General features: G+C 62.8%; 20 protein-coding genes and 2 tRNA genes. 12 read left to right on the top strand and 10 right to left on the bottom strand.

What is annotated here, in order from left to right; genetic code table 11:
- Positions 1–4: 4 nt before the first annotated feature.
- From LHU53_RS01490 to LHU53_RS01500, 3 genes are read left to right on the top strand one after another with little or no spacing between them, the layout of a single operon-like run.
- Complete coding sequence (locus tag LHU53_RS01490; protein WP_227330297.1) at positions 5–3,238, top strand: EAL domain-containing protein; 3,234 nt, start codon at positions 5–7, stop codon at positions 3,236–3,238.
- Between the two features lie 58 nt (positions 3,239–3,296).
- Positions 3,297–4,166 carry an HDOD domain-containing protein gene (locus tag LHU53_RS01495; RefSeq protein ID WP_227330298.1) on the top strand — a complete coding sequence of 290 codons (870 nt, stop codon included), beginning with the start codon at positions 3,297–3,299 and terminating at the stop codon, positions 4,164–4,166.
- A 28-nt stretch (positions 4,167–4,194) separates the two neighbouring features.
- Positions 4,195–5,448, top strand: a complete 1,254-nt coding sequence (locus LHU53_RS01500) for an MgtC/SapB family protein (RefSeq protein WP_227330299.1) — start codon at positions 4,195–4,197, stop codon at positions 5,446–5,448.
- A 67-nt stretch (positions 5,449–5,515) separates the two neighbouring features.
- Here LHU53_RS01500 and mltB read toward each other — a convergent pair whose 3' ends face one another.
- From mltB to LHU53_RS01520, 4 genes are all read right to left on the bottom strand, one after another.
- Entirely contained in the window at positions 5,516–6,682 is a 1,167-nt protein-coding gene (gene mltB, locus LHU53_RS01505; protein ID WP_227330300.1) for a lytic murein transglycosylase B, read from the bottom strand.
- Between the two features lie 17 nt (positions 6,683–6,699).
- Positions 6,700–8,733, bottom strand: a complete 2,034-nt coding sequence (locus tag LHU53_RS01510; RefSeq protein ID WP_227330301.1) for a DUF3488 and transglutaminase-like domain-containing protein — start codon at positions 8,731–8,733, stop codon at positions 6,700–6,702.
- Positions 8,730–9,689 carry a DUF58 domain-containing protein gene (locus LHU53_RS01515; protein WP_227330302.1) on the bottom strand — a complete coding sequence of 320 codons (960 nt, stop codon included), beginning with the start codon at positions 9,687–9,689 and terminating at the stop codon, positions 8,730–8,732. The genes LHU53_RS01510 and LHU53_RS01515 overlap by 4 nt, the downstream gene beginning before the upstream one ends.
- Before the next feature lie 86 nt (positions 9,690–9,775).
- Positions 9,776–10,696, bottom strand: a complete 921-nt coding sequence (locus tag LHU53_RS01520; protein ID WP_227330303.1) for a MoxR family ATPase — start codon at positions 10,694–10,696, stop codon at positions 9,776–9,778.
- 42 nt (positions 10,697–10,738) lie between these two features.
- Between LHU53_RS01520 and LHU53_RS01525 the strand changes: the two genes are divergently transcribed.
- The 6 genes from LHU53_RS01525 (at position 10,739) to LHU53_RS01550 (ending at position 17,934) form a co-directional block, all read left to right on the top strand.
- Entirely contained in the window at positions 10,739–11,692 is a 954-nt protein-coding gene (locus LHU53_RS01525; protein WP_227330304.1) for a histone deacetylase family protein, read from the top strand.
- Complete coding sequence (locus LHU53_RS01530) at positions 11,685–12,974, top strand: mechanosensitive ion channel family protein (RefSeq protein ID WP_227330305.1); 1,290 nt, start codon at positions 11,685–11,687, stop codon at positions 12,972–12,974. Before LHU53_RS01525 ends, LHU53_RS01530 begins: the two co-directional genes overlap by 8 nt.
- 175 nt (positions 12,975–13,149) lie before the next feature.
- Positions 13,150–13,899: an electron transfer flavoprotein subunit beta/FixA family protein gene (locus LHU53_RS01535; protein ID WP_227330306.1), complete on the top strand. Its 750-nt coding sequence runs from the start codon at positions 13,150–13,152 to the stop codon at positions 13,897–13,899.
- A gap of 176 nt (positions 13,900–14,075) precedes the next feature.
- Positions 14,076–15,011, top strand: a complete 936-nt coding sequence (locus tag LHU53_RS01540; protein WP_227330307.1) for an electron transfer flavoprotein subunit alpha/FixB family protein — start codon at positions 14,076–14,078, stop codon at positions 15,009–15,011.
- A 97-nt stretch (positions 15,012–15,108) separates the two neighbouring features.
- On the top strand, positions 15,109–16,899 hold the full coding sequence (locus LHU53_RS01545; RefSeq protein WP_227330308.1) for an acyl-CoA dehydrogenase: 1,791 nt from the start codon (positions 15,109–15,111) through the stop codon (positions 16,897–16,899).
- 84 nt (positions 16,900–16,983) lie between these two features.
- Positions 16,984–17,934, top strand: coding sequence for a nitronate monooxygenase family protein (locus LHU53_RS01550; protein WP_227330309.1), 951 nt, complete (start codon positions 16,984–16,986; stop codon positions 17,932–17,934).
- A gap of 421 nt (positions 17,935–18,355) precedes the next feature.
- Here the strand turns inward: LHU53_RS01550 and LHU53_RS01555 are convergent, their stop codons facing one another.
- The 3 genes from LHU53_RS01555 to LHU53_RS01565 form a co-directional block, all read right to left on the bottom strand.
- Positions 18,356–18,709, bottom strand: a complete 354-nt coding sequence (locus LHU53_RS01555; protein ID WP_227330310.1) for a VanZ family protein — start codon at positions 18,707–18,709, stop codon at positions 18,356–18,358.
- Positions 18,699–18,914, bottom strand: a complete 216-nt coding sequence (locus LHU53_RS01560; protein ID WP_227330311.1) for an NF038104 family lipoprotein — start codon at positions 18,912–18,914, stop codon at positions 18,699–18,701. Before LHU53_RS01560 ends, LHU53_RS01555 begins: the two co-directional genes overlap by 11 nt.
- 125 nt (positions 18,915–19,039) lie before the next feature.
- Positions 19,040–19,115 (bottom strand) — tRNA-Asn (locus LHU53_RS01565).
- A gap of 136 nt (positions 19,116–19,251) precedes the next feature.
- Between LHU53_RS01565 and LHU53_RS01570 the strand changes: the two genes are divergently transcribed.
- Positions 19,252–19,326: transfer RNA gene (locus LHU53_RS01570), tRNA-Val, on the top strand.
- Between the two features lie 175 nt (positions 19,327–19,501).
- Here the strand turns inward: LHU53_RS01570 and LHU53_RS01575 are convergent.
- A complete protein-coding gene (locus tag LHU53_RS01575; RefSeq protein WP_227330312.1) occupies positions 19,502–20,596 on the bottom strand; it encodes a quinone-dependent dihydroorotate dehydrogenase in 1,095 nt (364 codons plus the stop codon).
- Between the two features lie 155 nt (positions 20,597–20,751).
- Between LHU53_RS01575 and rpiA the strand changes: the two genes are divergently transcribed.
- Positions 20,752–21,456: a ribose-5-phosphate isomerase RpiA gene (rpiA, locus tag LHU53_RS01580; RefSeq protein ID WP_227330313.1), complete on the top strand. Its 705-nt coding sequence runs from the start codon at positions 20,752–20,754 to the stop codon at positions 21,454–21,456.
- 18 nt (positions 21,457–21,474) lie between these two features.
- On the opposite strand, the gene LHU53_RS01585 is transcribed toward rpiA, so the two are convergent.
- Together LHU53_RS01585 and LHU53_RS01590 are read right to left on the bottom strand one after the other, a co-directional pair.
- Entirely contained in the window at positions 21,475–22,479 is a 1,005-nt protein-coding gene (locus tag LHU53_RS01585) for a nucleoside hydrolase (RefSeq protein ID WP_227330314.1), read from the bottom strand.
- Positions 22,480–22,542: 63 nt separating this feature from the next.
- Entirely contained in the window at positions 22,543–23,475 is a 933-nt protein-coding gene (locus LHU53_RS01590) for a ribokinase (protein WP_227330315.1), read from the bottom strand.
- 137 nt (positions 23,476–23,612) lie between these two features.
- Between LHU53_RS01590 and LHU53_RS01595 the strand changes: the two genes are divergently transcribed.
- On the top strand, positions 23,613–24,593 hold the full coding sequence (locus LHU53_RS01595; protein WP_370632195.1) for a BMP family protein: 981 nt from the start codon (positions 23,613–23,615) through the stop codon (positions 24,591–24,593).
- The last annotated feature ends 7 nt before the right edge of the window (positions 24,594–24,600 follow it).

Genomic DNA, 24,600 nt, shown 5'->3' on the forward strand with positions numbered 1-24,600 from the left:
GCACATGAGTCCGCTGCTGGGGCCGATTGCTGCGTGGTTGGGGCGCCTGAGCGTCAGCCGCAAGCTGACCCTGATTTACCTGCTGGATCTGACGGCGGTGATCTTTGTCTCCGGCATTCTGATCAACGAAAAGTACCTGGCCATTGACTTCGCCCGCAAGGAGCTGGTGGGCGTGGCCTACACCAACGCGGTGCGCGACGTGTTGATGCCGCAGGTTGGCACACCCGGTCTGGCCCAGGTCGACACCACCGCTGCGCGGCATCGGCTGGCGTCCCAGCGCGCGCAGGATGAGGTGCTGCAGTCGCAGGTGGACAGCCAGGCGTTTGTCGACAGCCTGGGCGCCACGGCCCCTGCCGGGCAGCCGCTGCCGGACGCGCTGAAGCCCACCATCGCCCAGGCCCGCAGCCTGATCACCACCGTGGGTAACCAGTCGAATCTGATCCTGGACCCGGATCTGGACAGTTACTACAACATGTCGCTGGTGGTGCTGCGTTTCCCGGAACTGGTGGAGGTGCTGTTTGAAACCGCTCAGGCGGTTGATCAACCCGGCGCCAAAGCCGGGCTGGCCTCCTCCCTGCAGGGCACCACGCTGCTGATTCTGGCCGGGCGCCTGGATGCCATCCGCCAGGGCATCACCTCTGACTACAGCCAGGCCTATGCCGCGGGCAGCCCCGCGCTCAAGGCGGCATTACAAACACACCAGCGTGCGCTGGATGATCAACTGGGCCGACTGCTGGGTCAGGTGCAAAAGGCGTCCGAGCAGGGGGTGCAGCCGCAAGACCGCCAGGCCATTGCCGCCACCTATGGCGCAGCGCTGGACGCGCTCAACGCGGCCTGGGGGGCGTCGGCGCAGGCGCTGGAAGGCTTGTTGCAGGCGCGCGTCAGCACCTTGTTTCAGAAGATGTGGCTGCATCTGGGCACCGCGCTGGCGCTGCTGGTGGCCATTCTGAGCGTGGTCTACACCGTGGCGCGGCTGATCTCGCGGCCTTTGCAGCAGTTGGCCAGTGTGGCCAACGCTGTGCGCCAGAGCGGCAACTACAACCTGCGCGCGCAGTGGGCCAGCCAGGACGAAATCGGCCACCTGGTGCAGACCTTCAACAGCATGCTGGCGCAACTGGATCAGGACCGCAGCGCGCGCGAAGAGTTGGCCGCCAGTGCACGTGCGGCGCGGGCCCAGGCCGAGCTGCTGGAGTCGATTCCGGTGGCGATGATGGTCACCTCGATCCCCGAGCACCAGGTGTTGCACGCCAATGAGGGCGCGCAGCCCTGGTTGGCCGGCTGCATCACCGACCCCTGGCACAAGGGGCTGGAGCCGGGTGTGCGCGCACGATTTTTCCAGCAACTCTCTGACCGGGACCAGATTGATGAGTTCGAGGTGCGCTGGCTCGGCGGTACCGAGTCGTCGTGGGCGGTGCTGTCGGCGCGGCGCCTGAGTTTTCAGGGGCAGGATGCGGTGCTGACCACCTTCACGCCCATCAACGTGCTCAAGATCATGGAGCAGCGCATGGAGCTGTGGGCCAAGGTGTTTGAGGCCTCCAGCGAAGGCATCATCATCATGGACAGCCAGCAGCGGGTGCTCAGCGTCAACCGGGCCTACTGCCGGGCCACCTCGTACGATTTTTACGAGGTGGTGGGCGAGCATCTGGGCCGCCTGCTGGGGCACCAGCCGCACGACACGCCCGAAGATCTGGCCGACGCGCTGGATGCTGCCGTCCTGTCAGACATGACCCGTACCATCCACAAACGCAACGAGTGGCAGGGCGAAGTGCTGCTGCGCAAGCGCAGCGGCGACACCTACCCGGCCTGGCTGATGATCTCGGCGGTGCGCGAATCCAGCCACCAGGAAGAAATCTCGCATTTCATCTGCATCGCCATCGACATCACGGACCGCAAACGCACCGAAGCGCGGGTCAAGTTCCTGGCGCACCACGATGTGCTGACCGAGCTGCCCAACCGCGCCCTGTGTGTGGAAACGCTGGACGCCGCCCTGAAGCAGGCGCGCAGCAGCGGCGAATGTGTGGCGGTGCTGTTCATTGACCTGGACCGTTTCAAGACCATCAACGACACGCTGGGCCACCACGTAGGCGACGGCTTGCTGCAGTCGGTGGCGCAGCGGCTCAAGCAGGCGGTGCGCGCCGGTGATTTGGTCAGCCGCCTGGGTGGTGATGAATTTGTGGTGATCCTGCGCAACCTGCAGGACGGCGCCCAGGCACGCTGGCAGGCCGAGCAGCGCCTGATCCCGCTGATCCGCCAGCCGCACCGGGTACAGGGGCACGAGCTCAATGTGTCGTGCAGCGTCGGCATTGCCATCTACCCCACCGACGGCCATGACCTGGTGGAGCTGATGCGCCGGGCCGACGCCGCCATGTACGAGGCCAAAACCTCGGGCCGCGACACCGCCCGCGTGTTCGACGTCTCCATCGACATGGCGATCCGCGAGCGCCAGACGCTGGAGCAGCAACTGCGCCTGGCGCTGGACCGGGGGGAATTCACCCTGCATTACCAGCCCCAGGTGGACGCCATCACCCAACAGGTGGTGGGTGTCGAGGCCTTGCTGCGCTGGCACAGCCCCGAGTTGGGCCCCATCTCGCCGTCCACGTTTATCCCGGTCGCTGAAGAATGTGGCCTGATCCAGCCGATCGGCCGTTGGGTGATCAACGAAGCCTGTCGGCAAACGGCGCAATGGCAGGTGTTGGGCCTGGCCGAACTGGACATGTCGATCAACCTGTCGGCCGCGCAGCTGGCGGACCCGGACCTGGTGTCGATGGTGCGCGAGTGTCTTGAGCGCCACGGCTGTGATGCCACCCGGCTGGTGATGGAAATCACCGAATCGCACCTGATGGCCGACCCGGCGGCGGCCAGCGACAAGCTCATGGCCATCAAGGCGCTCGGGCTGCAGTTGTCGATTGACGACTTTGGCACCGGCTACTCCAGCCTGGCCTACCTGAAACGCTTTCCGATTGACGAACTGAAAATCGACAAGTCGTTTGTGCAGTCGATGCTGGACGACCCGGCGGACCTGGCCATCGTGCGCTCGATTGTGGCGCTGGGCCATGCGCTTGGCCTGCGGCTGGTGGCCGAAGGCGTGGAGACGTCAGCGCAGGCCGAACAACTCAAGGTGTTGGGCTGTGACGAGCTGCAGGGCTATTATTTTTCAAGACCCTTGAGCGCGCAGGCGCTGGCGCAGCAGTTGTTTCGTGGACTGCGCATGGTGGACGAAAGGCGCGCCACTGTTTGATCGGATCGAGCGCTTCAGGGCGCTTTCATGGCAATAATAGGGGCTAGGAGCCTTGCCCATGACCACCCGAGATTTGAGCCGTGAACTGGAAGCCGCACGTGATGCGGGACCGGTCAAAGATATCGTGATTCCCCCTTGCCCGCACCTGCTGGTGCAGTTGCAAAACGAACTGTCCCAGGCGGACCCCAACCCGCACCGGGTGGCCGACATTGCTGGCGGTGATGTGGCCATGGCGGCTGCGCTGATCAAAATCGCCAACAGTTCGCTGTATGCGCGGCGCGAGCCGGTCAATTCGGTAGGCCAGGCCATTGCCATGCTGGGTGTCAAACCCACCGCCACCATCCTGACCGGTTTTTTGCTGCGCAACGCGATTCGCATCGACCCGACGCTGATCGAGCATTTCTGGGAGTCATCGACCCGCCGCAGCCTGGCCATGGCGCACATCGCCCGGCAGATGTACGGCGTGGACGTTGACATGGCCAAGACGTGCGGGCTGTTTTTCCATGTCGGCATTCCGGTGATGCTGCAAGGTTTGCGCGGCTACAAAAGCACGCTGATCGAGGCCATGGCGCGCCGCGACCGGACCTTTGTGCAGACCGAAAACGCCGTCCACCGCACCGACCACGCGGTGGTGGGCGCCATCGTGGCGAAAACCTGGCGTCTGCCTGCCACGGTGGTGCATGCGGTGCGGCTACACCATGACACGGCCGTGTTGCACGACGCCAGCGTGCCCGAAGAGGTGCGTCAGCTGGTTGCCATTGCCATCATTGCCGACCATCTGGTGGCCCAGCACGAGGGGCTGAAAGACCAGCGCGAGTGGTCGCAGTTTGGCCCGCAGTCGATGGCGTTCTTGCAGATTGACGTCAACGAGGTCGACGTCTGGGTGGACGAGCTTTACCTGGACTTTGAAGCGGTGGTGGTGGCCTGAGCCTGTTGACCCGGATGCCAGGTGAGCCATGAGCGACACCCAACTGGCCATCAGTTTTGCGGTTGCCATCAGCCTGGGCGCCTTGCTGGGCCTGGAGCGCGAGCGCAGCAAAGGCGGTGACGGTGGCGCCGGTGTGCGCACCTTTGCGCTGATTTCTCTGGCCGGAGCGCTGGCCGGTTATCTGGACAAATCGCTGGGCCTGAGCGTGTGGGCTTTGGTCATTTTTGTCCTGGTGGGGGTGCTGCTGGTCAGTGCCTACGTGGTGGCGGCGATCCGTGGCGACACCGGCATCACCACCGAGGTGTCGGCACTGCTGGCATTTTTGCTGGGTCTGCTGTGCGCCCACGGGCAGTTGCAGCTGGCCAGCGCGATTGCGGTGGTCATGGCGCTGCTGCTGGCGCTGAAAGAATGGCTGCACCGCCTTGCCACCCAGATCAATACGGCGGATGTGGAGGCCACGCTCAAGTTTGCCATCGTCACGCTGATCATCTTGCCGCTGGTGCCCAACGACTCGTATGGCCCGGCGCCGCTGGATGCGCTCAACCCTTACAAGATCTGGCTGATGGTGGTGCTGATCTCGGCGCTGAACTTTGCCAGCTATCTGGTGATCAAGGTGGTGGGCCCCGAGCACGGCATTGGCCTGGTGGGCCTTTTGGGCGGCCTGGCGTCCAGCACGGCGGTGACCCTGGGCTTTGCCCGGCGCAGCCAGCAGGACGGCGCCGAGGCACCGGCGCTGGCGCTGGGCATCTTGCTGGCCTGGACGGTGATGCTGGTGCGCGTGGCCATCATGACCGCGCTGATCAGCTGGGAGCTGGGGCAGCAGCTGTTTGGGGTGCTGGGTGTGCTGAGCGTGGCCAGCCTGCTGGCGGTGGCGTGGCTGTGGCGCATCAGCCAGCGTCAGGTGCGCGGCGAGGTCAAGTCGGGCAGCAACCCGTTCGAGCTCAGCGAAGCCATCAAGTTTGGCCTGCTGTTTGGTGTGGTGGTGCTGCTGGCGCGCGCGGCGCAGCTGTATTTTGGCGACGCAGGGGTGTACGTGGCCTCGGCCGTGGCCGGCCTGACCGATGTGGACGCCATCACCCTGGCCATGGCGGATCTGGTCAAGGTCGACCCGGCCAGCCTGCCACTGGGCGCCCGCGCGGTGGTGATGGCGGTACTGGCCAACACCGTAGCCAAAAGCGCCATGGTGTTGGGCCTGGGCTCGTCCGAGTTGCGTCGGCTGATGCTGCCGGTATCGCTGGGCTTGCTCGCCCTGGGCGCCGCCGGTTTGTGGCTGCTGCTCTAAGCTAAAAAGGAAATCGGTTTTTAGCCATGGCGCTGTCGGGGCGAGTAGCTACGGCATTCAAGAGCGATCAGGGCCGCAGGGCTGGCTCGGTGATGGGCGGCGTCTGCGGTTCAGGCTCTGGGCGGGTGAGGAGGTCCGCCGCTTGGCGCACCGCCTGGCCCAGTTCGATCACCGCCAAAGCGTAGTAGCTGCTCCAGTTGTAGCGGGTGATGGCGTAAAAGTTCTCGGTGCCGGCCACATAGCTGGCCGGCGCATCGCCGTTTTGCAGCTCGATCAGCGCCAACTTGCCCGCATGTTGCAGCGCCGCACCTTCCAGCACCGCGCCGTTGGCCTGGAAACTGTCCACGCTGAAGGTCGGCAAGATGTCGGGCGCCATCAGGGTGGGCATGTCCAGCCGGGTCGCATCAAACCGCACCGGGTAATGCGTAGGCACGCCGGGCTGCCAGCCAAAAGACTTCAGATAGTTGGCGACCGAGCCAATGGCGTCACCCGGGCTGGTGAACAGGTTGACCTCGCCGTCGCCATCAAAGTCCACCGCATAGGTGTGCCAGCTGCTGGGCATGAACTGCGGCAGCCCCATGGCACCGGCGTAGCTGCCGCGCCAGGCGGTCGGGTCGGTGCCCGCGCGCGACATCATGCTCAAAAACTGCGCCAGTTCGCCTTGGAAGTAAGTGGTGCGGGCCGCCGCACGCGGGTGGCTGGTGGGGAAATCAAACGCCAGCGTGGCCAGCGCGTCCAGCACGCGGTGGTTGCCCATGTGCTGGCCGTAGATGGTTTCTACGCCGATGACCCCGGCAATGATTTCGGCCGGCACACCGGTCGCGGCCTGCGCGCGCAGCAGGGTGGCTTCATGCGCCTGCCAAAACGCCACCCCAGCCCGGATGCGGATGGGTTCCACAAAGCGGCTGCGGTAAAGCTGCCAGTTTTTCGGCACGCCCACCGGCGGCGGTGTCACGGCTTTGGCAATGGCGGGAATGTAGTTGGCCAGCGCCAGCGTCTGGCGCACCCAGGCTGGGTCCAGGCTGCGGGCTGCGGCGATGTCATCTGCAAACTGCATGGCGTCCAGCCGCTGCCCGTAGCTCGGGCCGGGGAGCGGGGCACTGGCGATGACATTGGCAGCTTTTTTGCTCTTTAAGTGATTTGTCGCCTCAGCCTTGATGGGTAAAGCGCTCAAAGCGATCAAAAGCAGGGCCAAAGAGCGTCGCAATCGGAAAGGGTGTGTGGCAAAAGGCATGGTCTAGTCAAAAGGTGTCAGGCGCCCCAGCGCAGTTGCCGGAGTTCGCGACGCAGTGTAGTCAGCTGGCGCCGCAAGGCGCCGCGCTCGGGTTGGGCGGCGTAACGCACGGCTTCCAGACGCAGCAGCCAGTTGGCAAAAGCTTGTGCGTCGGGCTGGATGGGTGCGTTGCCTGTGATTGGCTGGAGCAGTTGCGCAGCCAGTTGGCGCGGTGTGGCGTGTTCGGGTGGCGTGAACCCTGCGCGTTGCAGGTGGCTGCGGGCGCGTGCCAGCAGCCGCAACCACGGGTCTTGCCGATGCCGCTCCCAGGCGCTCCAGCTCGCGCCCGTCAGGCTCACCGCGACGACGATGGCGCACAGCAGGTAGATCAGGTCTTCCCAGCTGGGGGACTCAAAACCGATGTCTTTGAGCAGCTTGAGCTGGCTGGCCTGGGTGTAGTTCAACACCCACTGGTTCCAGCGGTTGTTGACGGCTTCCCAGGTGGCGCGCAGGTTGAGCGCAAAACGCGGGTTGACTGTGCCCAGAATGGCTTCAGCAATCGCGCCGCGCGGCGCTGCCAGCCGGGTGAAGCTGCCGGTGCGTGAGGGCGCCACCGCCGAGGTCGGGTCCACCCGCACCCAGCCTTTGCCGGTCAGCCAGACCTCGGTCCAGGCATGGGCATCACTCTGGCGCACTGTCCAGAAGCCATCGACGCTGTTGCGCTGGCCGCCCTGGTAACCGGTGACCACCCGCGCCGGGATGTTGGCAGCGCGCATCAGGATCACAAAACTGGCGGCAATGTGTTCACAAAACCCGGCTTTGCGGTCAAACCAGAACTCATCAGCGCTGTCGCGGCCATACAGGCCGGGCTCCAGCGTGTAAACGTAGCCGCCGGTGCGCAGCCGCTCCAGCGTGGCTTGCACCAGGGCTTCACCCCATGGGCCGCCTGGCGGCAACGATGCCAGCAACTCCTGCGCCAGTGCGCGGGTGCGCGGGTTGAAGCCTTCGGGCAGCGCCAGATAAGGCGTCAGGCGGGAGTCAAATGTGAGCGGACCGTGGCTGAACTGCGGGTAACTGACCGCCTGGTAGCGCAGCAGTTCGGTCGCGTTGCGGTTTTGCAGCCACTGCAGCTCAGAGGTCATGCGGGCGCGGCCCTGCGGCAGCTCGGGGGCGTCGGGCGTGGCATCCAACGTCAGCAGCCAGGGGCGCTGGTTCGGCTCCAGCGTGACCTGGTAACGCACCGCCGGGCCTTGCACCTGCAACTGTGCGTCCGAAGGGCGCAACACGCCCACGTTGTCATTAGGGCGCCAACGCGTGCCGTCAAATCGGGACAACACCGGGCCGCGAAAGTACAGCTCACTTTGTGCGGGCGGCTCGCCTTCAAACGCGATGCGCATGGCAATGCTGTCGTCCAGCGCCAGGCTGGCGATGTTGCCCACCGTCATCTCGGCCGACAGCCCGCTGCGCCCAGCCATCGCGTCACTCGGCATCCCCCACAGTGGCGCCATGCGTGGGAACAGCATAAACAGCACCACCATGATCGGTGCGCCCAGCAGCGTCATGCCCCCGGCAATCCGCGCCGCGTGCCACAGCGGCGGGCGGCCCACCGGCATGTGGGCGTTGACCAGCGCGGTCAGCAGGCCCAGCAGCGCCACCAGCATGGCGGCAGCGGTCAACAGCGACTGCGAGTAGAAAAAATTCGTCAGCATCAAAAAGAAACTGAGAAAAAACACCACAAACGCGTCGCGCTGGGCGCGCAGCTCCAGGGTTTTCAGCGCCAGCAACACCACCACCAAGGTCACGCCCGCATCCCGCCCGAGCAGGGTTTTGAACGAGATCAGCGTGGCCGCAACCGCCACCGCCAGCAAACCGAGCCGCCACCATTTGCCCGGCAAGGACTGGCCGCGCCAAGCCAGCACACCACGCCACAGCAACACCAAGCCCGTGAGCGCGCTGCACCACAGCGGCAACTCGCCCAGCATCGGCACCACCACCCAGCCGATCACGGCCAGCATGAATAACGTGTCACGGGTGTCGCGCGGCAGGTGGGTCAGGGCGGTGGGGAGTTTCATGCCAAAGCCAGCGCACGCAAACAGCGCTGCAAATGAACCGGGCCGTGGTCAGGCGCCAGGTTCTGCCCGCCCAACCGCAAGCCGTAGCGCAAACCCAGCTGGTCCGCCCGCAACACCCAAGCACACAAGCGGCTGAGCTGCTGCTCCGGGTGATTCAAAGCGGTGAGGGAGCGGTCCAGCCACAAATCGTGCTGCTGCGCCGCCACACTGTCACGGCTGACCAGCTCACCGGTTTTGGCGGCTTTTTTCCACAGGATGTTTTTCAGCGAATCACCCCGCCGATAGGGTCGAAAACTGTCAGGCTCGCCGTGGTGGCGTGGCGCTGTGCGGGTCGGGCCGTGGTCGTCGCCAAAACTGCCGTCAGGCAACGGCGGCGGCTTGACTTCTGGCCGCGGATACACCAGCAACTGTGCCGCAGGCCGCCACAGTGTCCAGACCCGAAACGTGCCCAGCGGGAAAAAAGTCTGCGCGCTCAGTGTGGGCAACGGGTGCAGCCCGCGCTCAGTGGCCTGCCAGGCCAGAAAAACGGTGGCACTGCCTTGTGGCGCCACATCGGTGGGCACCCACTGCCCCGAGTCGGCCACGGCCAGCGCCAGCGCATACCGCTGGCGCTTGGCCGTGTTCAGAACCTGGATGCCCAATTGCGCCTGAGACCCCGCGTAGACCGGGTCAGGTGCAGCCAAAGACAAGGTCACGCCGCGCAGGTTGCCATGGCTCACGTGCATCGCCACCCCGGCGCAACCGGCCAGCAAAAACGTCAGCAGGTAGCCCAGGTTGAGCTGGTAATTGATGGATGCCACCAGCAACACCAGCAAGGTGGCCCCCAGCATCAGCCCGGCGCGGGTGGGCAGGATGTAGACGTTGCGCTGGGTCAGCGTCACGCTGTCGGCCAGCGGCATGCGGGCCTGCCACCAACGGGCAAAGCGCGCCCGCAGCAGCGCAAGGGGGTTCCACACCCAGCCACCCGTGGAACCGGCTCTGCCAGGCCAGCGGGTGCGCCCCGCAGATGAAGTGGCCTCAGATGCGCTTGGGGCGGGCGTCATCACGGCAGCGGTACCGCGTCCAGCAAAGCGCGCACCTGTTCAACGGCACCGCGTCCGGCGTCGCCGGTGGGAATCAGCCGGTGGGCAATGGCTTGCGGCAAGATGGCACGCACGTCATCCGGTGCCACATAGTTGCGCCCGTTCAACAGGGCTCGTGCCTTGGCAGCACGCAGCACGGCAATACCGGCGCGCGGGCTAAGGCCCTGCACGAACCACTGGCCCGATCGGGTGGCGGCCAGCAGGTCTTGCACGTAGTCCAGCAAAGGGGCGGCCGCGTGCACGGCGAGCACCTGGCGCTGCAGCGTCAGCAGTTCCTGTGCGGTCAAGAGGCTGGGCAGGGTCTCCACCAAGTCGCGCCGGTCGGCGCCTTGCAGCAACTGGCGCTCGGCCGCGCGGTCCGGGTAACCGAGCGAGATGCGCATCAAAAAGCGGTCCAGCTGCGACTCGGGCAGGGCGTAGGTGCCGGCCTGGTCCATCGGGTTTTGCGTGGCGATCACGAAAAAAGGCGAGGGCAGGGGGCGCGTTTCACCCTCGACCGTGACCTGTTTTTCTTCCATGGCTTCGAGCAGCGCGCTTTGGGTTTTGGGGCTGGCGCGGTTGATCTCGTCAGCCAGCAGCACCTGGGCAAACAGCGGGCCGGGGTGGAACACAAACGCATCCTTGCCGCGCTCAAATACCGACACCCCCAATAAATCGCTGGGCATCAGGTCGGCCGTGAATTGCACGCGTGAGAAAGCCAGCCCAAAGGTGCGGGCCAGCGCATGGGCCAGCGTGGTTTTGCCGACCCCGGGCACGTCCTCGATCAGCAGGTGCCCACCTGCCAAAAGACAAGCCACACAATCTTGCGTTTGCTCAATCTTGCCCACAATCACCGTGTTAAGCTGATCGACCAGGGCTGTAAGTTTTGCTTGTGTATCCATCAGGTATTCTTACCAAAAAATGATCCCAGGAGACCATGCATCATGACAATGACCGGCTACTTTACACACCCCAGCTTTCGCAAACATGAAATGGGCCCCGGCCACCCGGAATGCCCGGAGCGGCTGGATGCCATTGATGACCGCTTGCTGATCTCCGGCCTGGACGTGGCGCTGGACCGCCGCGAGGCCACACCGGCCTCCACCTCCGACATCGAACTGGCGCACGGCCGCATGTACGTCGCAGCCATTCGCGGTCTGAACGCCGAACTGAAGGAAGAAATTGCTGCCGGCGGCGCCGAGCACCTTCAGATCGACCCCGACACCAGCATCAACATCCACACCTGGACGGCGGCGCTGCATGCGGCCGGTGCCGCCACCGACGCGGTGGACGCGGTGATGGCGGGCGAGATGAAAACCGCTTTCTGCGCGGTGCGCCCGCCGGGCCACCATGCCTGCCGCGACAAGGCGGGGGGGTTTTGTTTCTTCAACAATGTGGCCATTGCCGCCAAATACGCGCTGGAGCGACACAACCTGCAGCGTGTGGCCATCGTTGACTTTGACGTGCACCACGGCAACGGCACCGAAGACATCGTCAAGGGCGACGAGCGCATTTTGATGGTGAGTTTTTACCAGCACCCGTTTTACCCGCTGGACTGGGAGCACTCGGATGCGCCCAACCTGGTCAACCTGCCGGTGCCCGCCTACACCAAGGGCATGGACATCCGCGAGATGATTGAAGCCGCCTGGATGCCGCGCCTCGATGCGTTCGAGCCCGAGCTGATTCTGATCAGCGCCGGTTTTGATGCCCACCGCGAGGACGACATGGGCCAGCTCGGGCTGGTGGAGAGTGACTACGCCTGGATGACCGGGCGCATCATGGACGTGGCGCGTCGCCATGCGCAGGGCCGTGTGATCAGTTGCCTGGAAGGCGGCTATGTGATGAGTTCCTTGTCACGCAGCGTGGAGGCGCACATTCGGGTCATGGCGGATGTCTGAGGTCCAACCGGACGAATTTGACACTTGGCTGGCGGCGCTGGCACAAACCAGCACCTTGATTGAATTGGCGGTGTTGGCCGCTTGCGCGCTGCTGGCCTGGCTGCTGGCCACCTTGACAGGCAGGGCGTTTGTTGGCCGGGACGCCAACACCATCACCTTTGGCCGGCGGATTGTGGACGGTGTGTTGTTCCCGGCACTTTGGCTGGTGCTGGCCTATGCGGCGCGCATGTTGCTGGCCAGCGTGTTGCCGTTGGCCGCGTTCAGGATCGCCATTCCGGTACTGCTGTCGCTGCTGGTGATTCGCACCGGTGTCAAGGTGCTGCAGGCGACATTTCAGACGACACCCTTTGTCCGCTTCCTGGAGCGCACCATCTCCTGGTTGGCGTGGCTGGCGATGGTGTTGTGGGTCAGCGGCCTGCTGCCCATCTTGATGGATGAGCTTGACCAGATCCGTTGGAAAGTGGGGGCCAGCGAGTTGTCGGTGCGCAAGATGATCGAAGGCTCGCTCACCGCAGGTCTGGTGCTGATCATCACGCTGTGGATCTCCTCCGCCGTCGAGGCCAAGCTGCTGCGCCACGCCCGGGGCGGCGAATTGAGCTTGCGCAAGGCCTTCAGCAACGCCGCGCGGGCGCTGCTGATCTTTGTCGGGTTGCTGGTGGCCATGTCGGCGGTGGGTATTGACCTTTCCGCCCTGTCGGTGCTGGGCGGTGCGGTCGGTGTGGGTATCGGGTTGGGTTTGCAGAAACTGGCCGCCAATTACGTGTCAGGCTTTGTCATCCTGGCCGAGCGCAGCATGCGGATCGGGGACACGGTGCAGGTGGACAACTTCAGCGGCGTCATCACCGAGATCAACGCGCGCTACACCGTGATCCGTTCGCTCAGTGGCCGCGAATCCATCGTCCCCAACGAGATGCTGATCACCAGCCGGGTGGAAAACCTCTCACTGGCTGACCCGAAAGTCTGGCATTCGACGACGGTGTCGGTGGGGTACGACAGCGATGTGGCTCTGGTGACGCAGTTGTTGCTGCAGGCAGCGGCGTCGCGTGCGCGGGTGCTCAAAGAGCCCGGCCCGGCCGTCGCGCTGATGGCATTTGGCGCCGACGGGCTGGAGTTCAGGTTGGGCTACTGGATTGGCGACCCCGAGAATGGCGGCGACAACCTGCGCTCCGAGATCAATGTGGAGATCTTGCGCCTGCTGCGCGAACACCACATCGAGATTCCGTTCCCGCAGCGTGTTATCCATGCGCGTGTGGCCCCGGCCTTGCCAAGCGCGCCTCCCTGACTATAATAAAAAAGCACGGTCGTTCTATTAATGCCGGATGTCCGAATTGCAGGCCTTGAGAATCAACCGGTGGGTGGGTCCGCATAGAATGCTGAAGTTGACGTGCACGTCAATTGGTTTGAGGTGCATTTGGTGGTTTGTGAGCTTTTAATTACTACTTTGGAGAGACGTTTTTATGAAAGTCCTGGTCGCAGTCAAACGCGTGGTGGACTACAACGTGAAGGTCCGGGTCAAGTCGGACAACACCGGTGTAGACATTGCCAACGTCAAAATGAGCATGAACCCGTTTGACGAGATCGCCGTGGAAGAAGCGGTGCGCCTGAAAGAAAAAGGCATCGCCACCGAGATCATCGCGGTGTCCTGCGGCGTGACCCAGTGCCAGGAAACCCTGCGCACCGCCATGGCCATCGGCGCTGACCGTGCCATCCTGGTCGAAACTGCCGAAGAGCTGCAGCCGCTGGCGGTGGCCAAGCTGCTCAAGGCGCTGGTGGACAAAGAACAGCCCGGCCTCATCATCCTGGGCAAACAGGCCATTGACGACGACTGCAACCAGACCGGCCAGATGCTCGCCGCCCTGGCGGATTTGCCACAGGTCACATGTGCCAGCAAAATTGAGGTCGCCGACGGCAAAGCCACCATCGCCCGTGAAATTGACGGCGGCCTGGAAACCCTCTCAGTCACGCTGCCAGCGGTCATGACCGCTGACCTGCGCCTCAATGAGCCACGCTACGTCACGTTGCCCAACATCATGAAAGCCAAGAAAAAGACGCTCGAAGTCATCAAGGCCGAGGACTTGGGCGTCAATGTGAGCCCGCGCATCCAAACCCTGAAAGTCACCGAGCCGCCCAAACGCAGCGCCGGCATCAAGGTGCCCGATGTCGCCACGCTGGTGGCCAAACTCAAAAACGAAGCCAAGGTGATTTAAGCCACTTGGCCGCCATTGGCCCAAGCTGACATCATTTCCCCAGACTGTCATCAGTTTCCAAGCTTGTCATCCCGGACTTGATTCGGGATCCATGGATGGCGGATCAGGTCCGCCATGACAACCGGGGGGAGCAGTGACAACACAGGGCCACCCACCCCATTCTCAGGAGCACCTTCATGTCCACTCTCGTTATCGCCGAACACGACAACACCCATCTCAAGCCCGCCACCTTGAACACCATCACCGCTGCCAGCCAACTCGGTGGCGAGGTGCATGTGCTGGTGACCGGTTTCAACGCCGCTGCGGTGGGCACCGCTGCAGCCCAAGTGGCAGGTGTCGCCAAAGTCATCCATGTCGACGCCGACACCCTGGCCCACGCCGTGGCTGAAAACGTCACCGCGCAAGTGGTGGCCCTGGCCAGCGCCTACAGTCACATCCTGTTTGCCGCTACCGCTTCTGGCAAAAACATCGCCCCACGGGTGGCCGCCAAACTCGATGTCGGCCAGATTTCCGACATGACCAAAGTCATCAGCCCCGATACCTTTGAACGCCCCATCTACGCCGGTAACGCGATTGCCACCGTGCAAAGCCTAGATGCCATCAAGGTCATCACTGTGCGCAGCACGGCGTTTGATGCGGCGGCCCCATCCGCACAAGCACCGGCAGCCATTCAGACGGCAGCGCCGGTGGCGGTGTCAGCTGGCAGCACTTATGTGGGCAGCGAGATTGCCAAAAACGACCGCCCCGAACTCACGGCCGCCAAAATCATCGTCAGCGGTGGCCGCGCTTTGGGTTCGCAGGAAAAGTTCAACGAGGTCATGATTCCGCTGGCCGACAAGCTCGGTGCCGCCGTCGGTGCCAGCCGCGCGGCGGTGGACGCCGGTTATGCCCCGAACGACTGGCAGGTCGGGCAGACCGGCAAGATCGTGGCGCCGCAGCTCTACATTGCCGCAGGCATCAGCGGTGCCATCCAGCACTTGGCGGGCATGAAAGACTCCAAGGTGATCGTGGCCATCAACAAGGACCCCGAGGCACCGATCTTCAGCGTGGCTGACTACGGGCTGGAGGCTGACTTGTTCACCGCCGTGCCGGAGTTAGTGGCCGCGCTGTAAGGCTGACATTTCTGCAGGGCATCCGGGTGATGCCCTTTTTTTCGCCGGTACGGATGTGCTGGCGTGGTGGACCATCAAAAGCAAGAGGAAACAGACCATGAGCTACGCCGCCCCCCTGAAAGACATGTTGTTCAACATCAAGTACCTGGCCGGTATTGACCAGATTGAACAGCTGCCCGGCATGGAAGACGCCGGATTCGAGACCGCCCAGGCGGTGCTGGAGGAGGCGGCCAAGTTTTGTGAAGGCGTGCTCAGCCCGCTGAACTGGACCGGCGACCAGAACCCCACCAGCTGGAAAGACGGCGCGGTGACCGCCACGCCGGGTTTCAGGGAGGCGTTCAAGCAGTACACCGAGGCCGGTTGGCAAGGCCTGCAGCACCCGGTGGCTTTTGGTGGCCAGGGCCTGCCCAAAACCATCGGCTCGGCGGTGGGTGAAATGCAGAACTCGGCCAACATGAGTTTTGCCCTGTTGCCGCTGCTGACCGATGGGGCCATCGAAGCGTTGCTGACCGCCGGCTCACCCGAACTCAACGCCGTCTACCTGGAAAAACTCGTCAACGGCCAGTGGACCGGCACCATGAACCTGACCGAGCCACAAGCCGGCAGCGACCTGGCGGCGGTGCGTACCCGCGCCGAGCCCCAGCCCGATGGCAGCTACAAAATTGCCGGTACCAAAATTTTCATCACCTGGGGCGAACACGACCTGGCGGAAAACATCGTGCACCTGGTGCTGGCGCGGGTCAACGGCGCACCTGCCGGGGTCAAAGGCATCAGCTTGTTTGTGGTGCCCAAATTTTTGGTGAATGCAGACGGCAGCGTCGGCGCGCGCAACGACGTGCACTGTGTGTCCATCGAACACAAGATGGGCATCAAGGCCAGCCCCACCTGTGTCTTGCAGTTTGGTGACGAAGGCGGCGCCGTCGGTTACCTGGTGGGGCAGGAAAACCGTGGTCTGGAATACATGTTCATCATGATGAACGCTGCGCGTTACGGTGTGGGCGTGCAGGGCGTGGCGATTGCCCAAATGGCGTACCAAAAGGCCGCGGCGTTTGCCAAAGACCGCATCCAAAGCCGCCCGGTGGATGGCTCCCTGCCCGCGGCTGGGCCCATCATCCATCACCCTGATGTCAAACGCATGCTGATGACCATGCGGGCCTACACCGAAGGGTGCCGGGCCTTGTCGAGTGTGGCCGCGGCGGCATATGACGCTGCGCACCACCACCCGGATGCCTCAACCCGTGCGCAAAACGAAACCTTTTACGAATTCATGGTGCCGCTGGTCAAAGGCTACAGCACCGAGATGAGCCAGGAAGTCACCTCGCTGGGTGTGCAGGTGCACGGTGGCATGGGTTTCATTGAAGAAACCGGCTGCGCCCAGTATTACCGCGACGCGAAAATTTTGACCATCTACGAAGGCACCACCGCCATCCAGGCCAATGATTTGGTGGGTCGCAAAACCGCGCGTGACGGTGGCCAGACCGCCAAAGCGCTGGCGGTGCAGATCGAGACCACTGAGGCGGCGTTGAAAGCCAGTGGCACCCCGGACGCGTTGGTCATGGCCAGGCGCCTGGCTGCGGCTCGCCTGGCGTTCAACGACGTGGTGGACTTTGTCGCTGGCAACACCAAGGCGCATCCCAACGACGTGTTTGCCGGTAGCGTGCCCTACCTGATGCTGGCGGGTAACCTGATGGCGGGCTGGCAAATGGGCCGCGCGCTGCTGGTGGCGCAGGATGCCCTGGCGCGCGGGGAAGATATGGCCTTCATGCAAGCCAAAATCATCACCGCACGGTTTTATGCCGACCACATCCTGACCAAAGCCCCCGGCATGCGCGACAGCATTGTGGACGGTGCCGCCTGCGTGACAGCTTTGGCGCTGGACGCGTTTTGAGGTTAAGCAGCAACTGTTGCAGGCCCGTGCAGTGCACGCCAGACCGCTACCAACCCTCTGCGCGTGTTGGAGGCAATTGATTCGATGACGCGTCTGCCGGCACCCTTGAACGCTTTGCCTTTCCCGGTGATTGCCTCGCCGCTGTTCATCATCAGCAACCCCAAGCTGGTGATTGCCCAATGCACCAGCGGGGTGGTGGGGGCCATGCCGGCGCTCAATGCGCGCCCTGCAGCGCAACTGGAAGACTGGCTCATCGAGATCACCGAGGCACTGGCCAGCTACAACCGCACGCACCCGGAGCAGCCTGCGGCCCCCTTTGCCATCAACCAGATCGTGCACAAAAGCAACGACCGGCTGGCCCACGACATGGCGCTGTGCGTGAAATACAAGGTGCCGATCATCATCACCAGCCTGGGTGCGCGTGAAGACATCAACGCTGCCGCGCACAGTTACGGCGGTGTGGTGCTGCACGATGTCATCAACAACAAGCATGCCCGTAAAGCGATTGAGAAGGGCGCCGACGGTCTGATTGCCGTGGCCGCGGGCGCAGGTGGGCACGCCGGGGTGAAGAGTCCGTTTGCCTTGGTGCAGGAAATCCGTCAGTGGTTTGACGGCCCGTTGGCGCTCAGCGGCTCGATCGCCACGGGTGGCGCGGTGCTCGCCGCCCAAGCCATGGGGGCAGACTTTGCCTACATCGGCTCGGCCTTTATCGCAACCGTTGAGGCGCGGGCGGCTGAGGCATACAAGCAGGCGATCGTGGACGGCAACTCGGACGACATCGTCTACAGCAACCTGTTCACTGGCGTCCATGGTAACTACCTGGCGCCCAGCATACGCGCCGCCGGCTTGGACCCGGCGCAATTGCCGCACAGTGACCCCAGCGCCATGAACTTTGGTGGCGACAACGCCAAAGCCTGGAAAGATATCTGGGGCTGTGGTCAAGGCATTGGCGCCGTGACTCGGGTGCAGAGTGCGGCTGAGTTCATCTCGCAGCTCAAGCGGGAGTATGCCGCGGCGCGGCAGCGGCTACTTTGAGGTGCAGGTCAAGAGGGCGTCAAACATCGCCACCAGATGCCCAAAGAGGCCAGCGCTGATCAGCACAACCCGTCTGCGATCCAACTTACCGCCAGTCAGAGCACCATGGTGCGACCTCCATGTAGGTAACCATGACGCTCACATGGATGACATGGAGCCATTGACTGCAGGAACAATCGGGAGCAAAATTTTTCTAACCCGAGTTTTCACCTCGGTGAAGGAGTCCCGTAGATGACAAACGACCCCACTGACGCTCACACCTGATTGACGGTTTGCCGTCATGCCGCTTCCCATACGTGAGGAAGCATCTGAAAGGGTCAGGGTTCTTCATGAGCCCGGCCCTTTCTTATTGGGTTGTCCATTCAACGCTGCCGTGATTGCCTGCGTGAACGCTTTGCCGATGGATGTCAACCCTGTTGAATCATGTCGATATCCTGACCAAGAGTGAGCGGCCCAAACGCCACGCCGGGAACCCCAGCAACAACCCCACGCAGTCTGCGATCCAGTCCTGCCAGTCACCTTGCCGCCAGCCAGTGAGCCACTGTGCGACCTCAATACCGGCACCCAGAAGCAACAAACCAAACATCACCCTCGGCAGACGATGGGGATAAGCCATCAGGCCCAGGAAACCCAGTCCAGCAAAACCCAGAGCGTGTTGCGCCTTGTCCCAAAAACTGAAAGCTGAAGGAATTTGGTCTACTGGCACCAACGATAGCCATAGGGTGGCCAGCACCAGCGTCCAGAACGACGCCTTCCAGAGCAGACTACTCGTCATCGTCTGAATCCGGTATCACGGCATCAGCGACGGCACCGACGGCTTTCGCAGTGACTTTGACCCCGGTGGCAACGACTGTCACGGCTGCATCGGCCACAGCCACCACGGCGCAAGCCTGTAGCGCAAGGATCAAACTGGTCACAGCGACCCATCTCAATGTGGTCTTCAGCGACGGTAAAGAAGGACGGATGAGGCGTGTTTTCATGCGAATCCATATTGGGAAGCAACACGGCCAACCCAATGCCGAGGTCATGCTGCTACGAAAAGAAATTTCGGGCAACAAAAAAGCCCCAGTGATTTCTCACAAGGGCTTGATTTCGTTCAAATTTTTGGCTCCTCGACCTGGGCTCGAACCAGGGACCTACGGATTAACAGTCCGGCGCTCTACCAACTGAGCTATCGAGGAACAAGCTCAAAATTATAGCCTGGGTTTTTCGTTTTTCTGGCTGTGAGCGTCATAAAAAGTCATGAATTTATGTGAGGCATGCACGCCGAATTTCCGAAAAAGCTGTGGCATAATTTAGGGCTTGTCACAACGACAAGGGCGGTTAGCTCAGGGGTAGAGCACAGCATTCACACTGCTGGGGTCGGAGGTTCGAAGCCTCCACCGCCCACCATGAATAAAACAAAGGACTTGGCAGAGATGCCAAGTCTTTTTTTATTTGCATTGAACGTTTGACTTATGCGCTGACGCATTGCAAGCCACAAGCATCCGCAGTTGCCACACAGACCGCATTGTCATGAATGCCCGGGTGAACTCGCTGCAGCTGCCTGATCTCACAGGGGCCGTCGCTAGAAGGTTTTTTTGATCAATAAAGCAGCGTTTTTGACCAATTCTGGTCCGCCGTAGATCAGCCCGGTGTAGATCTGCACCACATCGGCACCAGCCTTGATCTTGCTCACCGCATCCACGGCGCTCATGATGCCGCCCGCGCCGATGATGGGGAAGCTTTTGCCCAAGGCAGCGCGCAGTTGGGTCACCATCTGGTTGCTCATGGCCAGCACGGGTGCGCCCGACAGGCCGCCAGCCTCTTCAGCATGCGCCATCCCCTTGACGGCGTCGCGGCTCAGGGTGGTGTTGGTGGCGATGACGCCCCAGGCGTTGTTCACCTGGCCTGTGCTGTCGGTGCCGTAGCGTTGGAGTGTCTGGGCGATGACGGTGACTTGATCCGCGTCCAGATCCGGCGCGATTTTCAGGAAAATGGGTCTGCGTTTGCCATGTTTTTGTGCCAGCAACTCGCGCCGCTCGGAGATTGCGCCTAGCAACGCGTCCAATGCCTCGTCACTTTGCAGACTGCGCAGGTTTTTGGTGTTGGGGCTGGAGATGTTGACCGTGACGTAGTCGGCGTAGGGATACACGCCGTCCAGGCAGGTTAGGTAGTCGTCTGTGGCGCGCTCGATCGGGGTGGCAGCGTTTTTGCCAATGTTCAGTCCCAGCAGCATCGGGTGAATGCCAGCGCGACCGGCCAGTCGACGTTGGTACAGGCTGGAATGCTTGACATTGGTGATGAAGGTTTGCAGCCCGTCGTTGTTGAAGCCCAGGCGGTTGATCAGCGCGTTGGCTTGCGGCAGGCGGAACAGGCGCGGCTTGGGGTTGCCGGGCTGGGCCAGGGGCGTGACGGTGCCGACTTCGACAAACCCGAAGCCCATGGCGCCCAGTCCGTCGATGCAGCGGGCGTTTTTGTCCAGCCCGGCGGCCAAGCCCACGCGGTTGGGGAAGGTCAGGCCCGCCAGTTCGACGGGGTCGTCCACGCGCGCGTTGCTGTAGGCCCAGCGCAGCGCCGAACCCTGGGTGCGTGCCAGTGACGCGATGGTCAGCTCGTGCGCGGTTTCGGGGTCCATGCCAAATAAAAGCGGGCGCGTCAGGGCATAGGGTAAAAGAGCCATTGGATAATTCCTGAAGTTGTTGGACGGCTACGAAACCGCCCCAGCGTTGTTGTTCCGACTGGCCGTATGTGGGTATTGCCAGCGTCGTCACGCTGTGCGGGCACACTTTGGAGCCAGTCCTGAGACGAACCGATTAACTTCAAGGATTTTCCCCGATGACGCATGCTCCAAACCTCACCCCAACCGTTTTGTCGCAAGATGACCTGAAAACCCTGGTGGGCCAGGCGGCGCTGCGCTATGTGGTGGCGGGGGACATTGTGGGCGTCGGCACGGGCTCCACGGTCAACAAGTTCATCGACGCGCTGGCGGCCATGAAGGACCAGATCAAAGGTGCGGTATCCAGTTCAGTGGCCAGCACCGAGCGGCTGCAGGCGCTGGGCATCACGGTGTTTGACTGCAACGACGTGGCCGAGTTGTCGGTGTACATCGACGGGGCCGACGAGATTGACCACCAGGGTTACATGATCAAGGGCGGTGGCGCGGCGCTCACGCGCGAGAAAATTGTGGCTGCGCAGTCGCACCAGTTTGTCTGTATTGCCGATGAATCCAAGCTGGTGCAAACGCTGGGCACCTACCCGCTGCCGGTGGAGGTGATTCCGATGGCGGTCAATCGCATCACCCGCCAATTTGAGGCCATGGGCGCCACGGTGGTGCTGCGCCAGAAGGATGGTGTGCCGCTGGTCACCGACAACGGTCAGTACATTCTGGATGTGAGGGGGCTGCACATTGCCGACCCGCTGGGATTTGAGGCGCAAGTGAACCAGTGGCCCGGCGTGGTCACGGTGGGGGTGTTTGCTTTCCAGAAAGCCCAGGTGTGCCTGCTGGGTACGGCCAGTGGGGTGAAAACCCTCACTTTCTAAGCTGGCAAGCCCGCATTTTTAGCAGTTCAGCAGCGGGTTTTGCAGCCAATCTTGCATGAGAACGGCTTCAATCACGGCCTGGCACGCCTGCGCCTGAACGCGCAGGCACACCTGGGTGTGCGGAATATCGTCATGCCAGCCGTGCTGCGGGTAACTCACCGCCTTGCGCTGCATCATGGTCTGGCCTTGCGCCAGGCCGTCCACCGCCACCCGCACACGACCGCTTTGCAGGGTGAACAACGCGGGGTCGGTCAGCACCACAAAGGCCAGGACATCATGCCCGTAGCAGCCGGTGATCTGGCCCACGGCGGGGTCGTGCGCGCTGTAGAAGCCGCTGTAAAAAGCGACCGCGTGGCGCAGTGTGTCGGTGGCGATGTGCTGCTGATGTTGGGCAATCTGTCGGAACAGGCTCAGCGGCAGGATGACTTGGTGCGTCACGTCCAGCCCCACCATGGTCAGCGGCCAGCCAGCAGTGAAGACCGCATCAGCGGCGTGCGGGTCATTCCAGATGTTGGCCTCGGCCACCGGGGACACGTTGCCGGATTCGAGCACCGTGCCGCCCATCAACACCACCTCGCGCACCAGCGTGGGCAAGTCGGGCGCCAGTTGCAGCGCGGTGGCCAAGTTGCCCAGCGGGCCGACTGCCACCAGCGTGATGTCGCCGGGAAACTGCCGCGCCATGTCGACGATGAACTGGGCCGACGAGCGCGGATCCAGTGTGCCTGCGGTGGCCAGGCGATGCGGCAGGTTGCCCAGGCCGTCGGCTCCGTGGATGAAGTCCGGCGGCGGCTCGGCCCTCTTGACCAGTGGTTGCGACACGCCCACCGTGACGGGAATCTGGCGGCCCGCCAGCGCGCACAGGTACAGCGCATTGGTGGCAGCTTGCGCCACATCGACGTTGCCAAAGGTGGTGGTGATGCCCACCACCTCGATGCCCGGGTGGGCCAGCGCGTAATACAACGCCATGGCATCGTCCACGCCGGGGTCGGTGTCAAAAATGACTTTTTTGGGAGGTATGGACATCGGTGTGTGACGGTGGCGTGGATGGTGCTGCTGGCCGACAGAGTTCCCATGATGGGGATTTTTCTAATCCAGCCCGCAATAGGCTCGCAGGGCCGTGATGTTGTCATCAGAGGGTCCGGGCTGAGTTGCCAGAAACTTGCTCAGTGCCTGCGCTGTGGGAATGCTGGACTGCGCCCCAGGCTGCGTGCAGGCCAGCGCGGCGGCGGCGCTGGCGCGCTGCATGGCCTGGGTGATGTCGGCGCCTTGATCCAGTGCCGCCACCAGCACACCGCAAAAGGTGTCGCCCGCGCCGGTGGTGTCCACAGCCTCGACCGCAAATGCGGGTAGGGTGAAAAAGTGCTTGTCCAGACGTGCGGCGCAGCCACGCGGCCCCAGCGTGACCACCACGCAGGGCACGGCGATCTGCGCCAGATTGCCCATCAGGCTGCCGGGGTGGGGCACCACGGCGGCAAGTTCACCTTCGTTGACGATCAGCATGTCCACCGCGGCCAGAAATTCTGGCGGCAAGGCCTGGGCAGGTGCGGCATTGAGCGCCACTTTGACACCTTGCGCCCGTGCCGCCAGCGCATAGGCGGTGACCGTGTGCATGGGGGTTTCCAACTGCATCAGCAGGTGGCTGAAACCGTTCAGGTCTGGCAAGTGCTCGGGTGCCAGCGTCAGGTTGGCGCCGGGGGCGACTGTGATGGCGTTTTCAGCGTTATCTGCCACGCAAATAAAAGCGCATCCGGTTGCCACGTCTGGGGTCAGCACCGTGTTCAGTGTGACGTTGGCGGCATTCAGCGAGTCCAGCAGGGGCTGCGCATGGTCGTCCTGTCCCACCGCCAGCAGCATGTGTGTGATCGCACCCCCCGTACGGGCGCAGGCGACGGCCTGGTTCGCGCCCTTGCCGCCGGGGTAGGTGTTGAAGGCATGTCCGAGCACCGTTTCACCAGCTGCAGGGATGTGTGCAGCGCGGACAACAAAGTCCAGATTGGCAGAGCCGGCAACCAGAATCATGGGGTAATGCAGTGGGGAGGGTCGTCTCATTATGTCGCGCGCTGGGTTGTGCCAAAAATCGTGGCATAGTCATCGCTGCGACGCTTACACCCTGGTTAAACCGGGGACGTTTTCATCTTTTTGAAAGTGATTTGGTCATGCGTATGAAATCTGCTTTTTGTCTGGGTGTTCTGGCAGCCGCTGCCTTGACTGCGACGGCCGCGCTGGCCGAACCTTCGGTGGTGTACGACATGGGGGGCAAGTTTGACAAGTCGTTCAACGAGGCCGCCTACAACGGCATGGAGATGTGGAAGAAGGAGTCTGGCAAGAAGTACCTAGAGTTTGAAATCTCCAACGAATCCCAGCGCGAACAAGCCCTGCGCCGCATGGCCGAGCGCGGCGCCACGCCGATCATTGGCGTGGGTTTCAGCCAGGCCTCGGCCATTGAAAAACTCGCCAAGGAGTTTCCCAAGCTGCAATTCGCCATCATCGACATGGTGGTCGACCTGCCCAACGTGCAATCGGTGGTGTTCAAGGAGCATGAAGGCAGCTTTTTGGTGGGTGCCATGGCAGCGATTGCCAGCAAGACCGGCAAGGTGGGGTTTGTTGGCGGCATGGACATCCCGCTGATCCGCAAGTTCCAGTGCGGCTACGAGCAGGGCGCCAAATACATCAACCCCAAGGCCGAGGTGTTTGCCAACATGACCGGCACCACCGGCGCGGCCTGGGCTGACCCGGCGCGTGGTGGCGAACTGGCCAAAGCCCAGTTCGCCAAAGGCGCCGACGTGGTGTTTGCGGCAGCGGGCGGTACCGGCATGGGGGTGTACCAGGCCGCCAAAGACAGCGGCAAACTGGCCATTGGTGTGGACAGCAACCAAAACCACCTGCAACCCGGCACCATGCTGACCTCGATGGTCAAGGGCGTGGATGTGGCGGTGTTCAACGTAGCCAAATCGTTCAAACCCGGTCTGACCGTGCTGGGCCTCAACGAAGGTGGCGTGGGTTATTCACTGGACCAGCACAACGCCAAACTGGTCACGCCTGACATGAAGAAAAGGGTGGAAGCCGCCAAGGCCGACATCATCAGCGGCAAGATCAAGGTGGCCGACTACATGGCCGACAACGCTTGCAAATACTGATCCACTG

It is taken from the genome of Rhodoferax sp. U2-2l (assembly GCF_020594515.1).
GTDB lineage: Bacteria > Pseudomonadota > Gammaproteobacteria > Burkholderiales > Burkholderiaceae_C > Rhodoferax.

Coding starts and splice junctions, on each gene's coding strand:
- LHU53_RS01555 (WP_227330310.1), bottom strand. CDS start 18,709: ATGACGAGTAGTCTGCTCTGGAAGGCGTCGTTCTGGACGCTGGTGCTG.
- LHU53_RS01535 (WP_227330306.1), top strand. CDS start 13,150: ATGAAAGTCCTGGTCGCAGTCAAACGCGTGGTGGACTACAACGTGAAG.
- LHU53_RS01520 (WP_227330303.1), bottom strand. CDS start 10,696: ATGGATACACAAGCAAAACTTACAGCCCTGGTCGATCAGCTTAACACG.
- LHU53_RS01595 (WP_370632195.1), top strand. CDS start 23,613: ATGCGTATGAAATCTGCTTTTTGTCTGGGTGTTCTGGCAGCCGCTGCC.
- mltB (WP_227330300.1), bottom strand. CDS start 6,682: ATGCCTTTTGCCACACACCCTTTCCGATTGCGACGCTCTTTGGCCCTG.
- LHU53_RS01550 (WP_227330309.1), top strand. CDS start 16,984: ATGACGCGTCTGCCGGCACCCTTGAACGCTTTGCCTTTCCCGGTGATT.
- LHU53_RS01590 (WP_227330315.1), bottom strand. CDS start 23,475: ATGATTCTGGTTGCCGGCTCTGCCAATCTGGACTTTGTTGTCCGCGCT.
- LHU53_RS01500 (WP_227330299.1), top strand. CDS start 4,195: ATGAGCGACACCCAACTGGCCATCAGTTTTGCGGTTGCCATCAGCCTG.
- rpiA (WP_227330313.1), top strand. CDS start 20,752: ATGACGCATGCTCCAAACCTCACCCCAACCGTTTTGTCGCAAGATGAC.
- LHU53_RS01545 (WP_227330308.1), top strand. CDS start 15,109: ATGAGCTACGCCGCCCCCCTGAAAGACATGTTGTTCAACATCAAGTAC.
- LHU53_RS01560 (WP_227330311.1), bottom strand. CDS start 18,914: ATGAAAACACGCCTCATCCGTCCTTCTTTACCGTCGCTGAAGACCACA.
- LHU53_RS01540 (WP_227330307.1), top strand. CDS start 14,076: ATGTCCACTCTCGTTATCGCCGAACACGACAACACCCATCTCAAGCCC.
- LHU53_RS01490 (WP_227330297.1), top strand. CDS start 5: ATGAGTCCGCTGCTGGGGCCGATTGCTGCGTGGTTGGGGCGCCTGAGC.
- LHU53_RS01530 (WP_227330305.1), top strand. CDS start 11,685: ATGTCTGAGGTCCAACCGGACGAATTTGACACTTGGCTGGCGGCGCTG.
- LHU53_RS01495 (WP_227330298.1), top strand. CDS start 3,297: ATGACCACCCGAGATTTGAGCCGTGAACTGGAAGCCGCACGTGATGCG.
- LHU53_RS01585 (WP_227330314.1), bottom strand. CDS start 22,479: ATGTCCATACCTCCCAAAAAAGTCATTTTTGACACCGACCCCGGCGTG.
- LHU53_RS01510 (WP_227330301.1), bottom strand. CDS start 8,733: ATGAAACTCCCCACCGCCCTGACCCACCTGCCGCGCGACACCCGTGAC.
- LHU53_RS01525 (WP_227330304.1), top strand. CDS start 10,739: ATGACAATGACCGGCTACTTTACACACCCCAGCTTTCGCAAACATGAA.
- LHU53_RS01575 (WP_227330312.1), bottom strand. CDS start 20,596: ATGGCTCTTTTACCCTATGCCCTGACGCGCCCGCTTTTATTTGGCATG.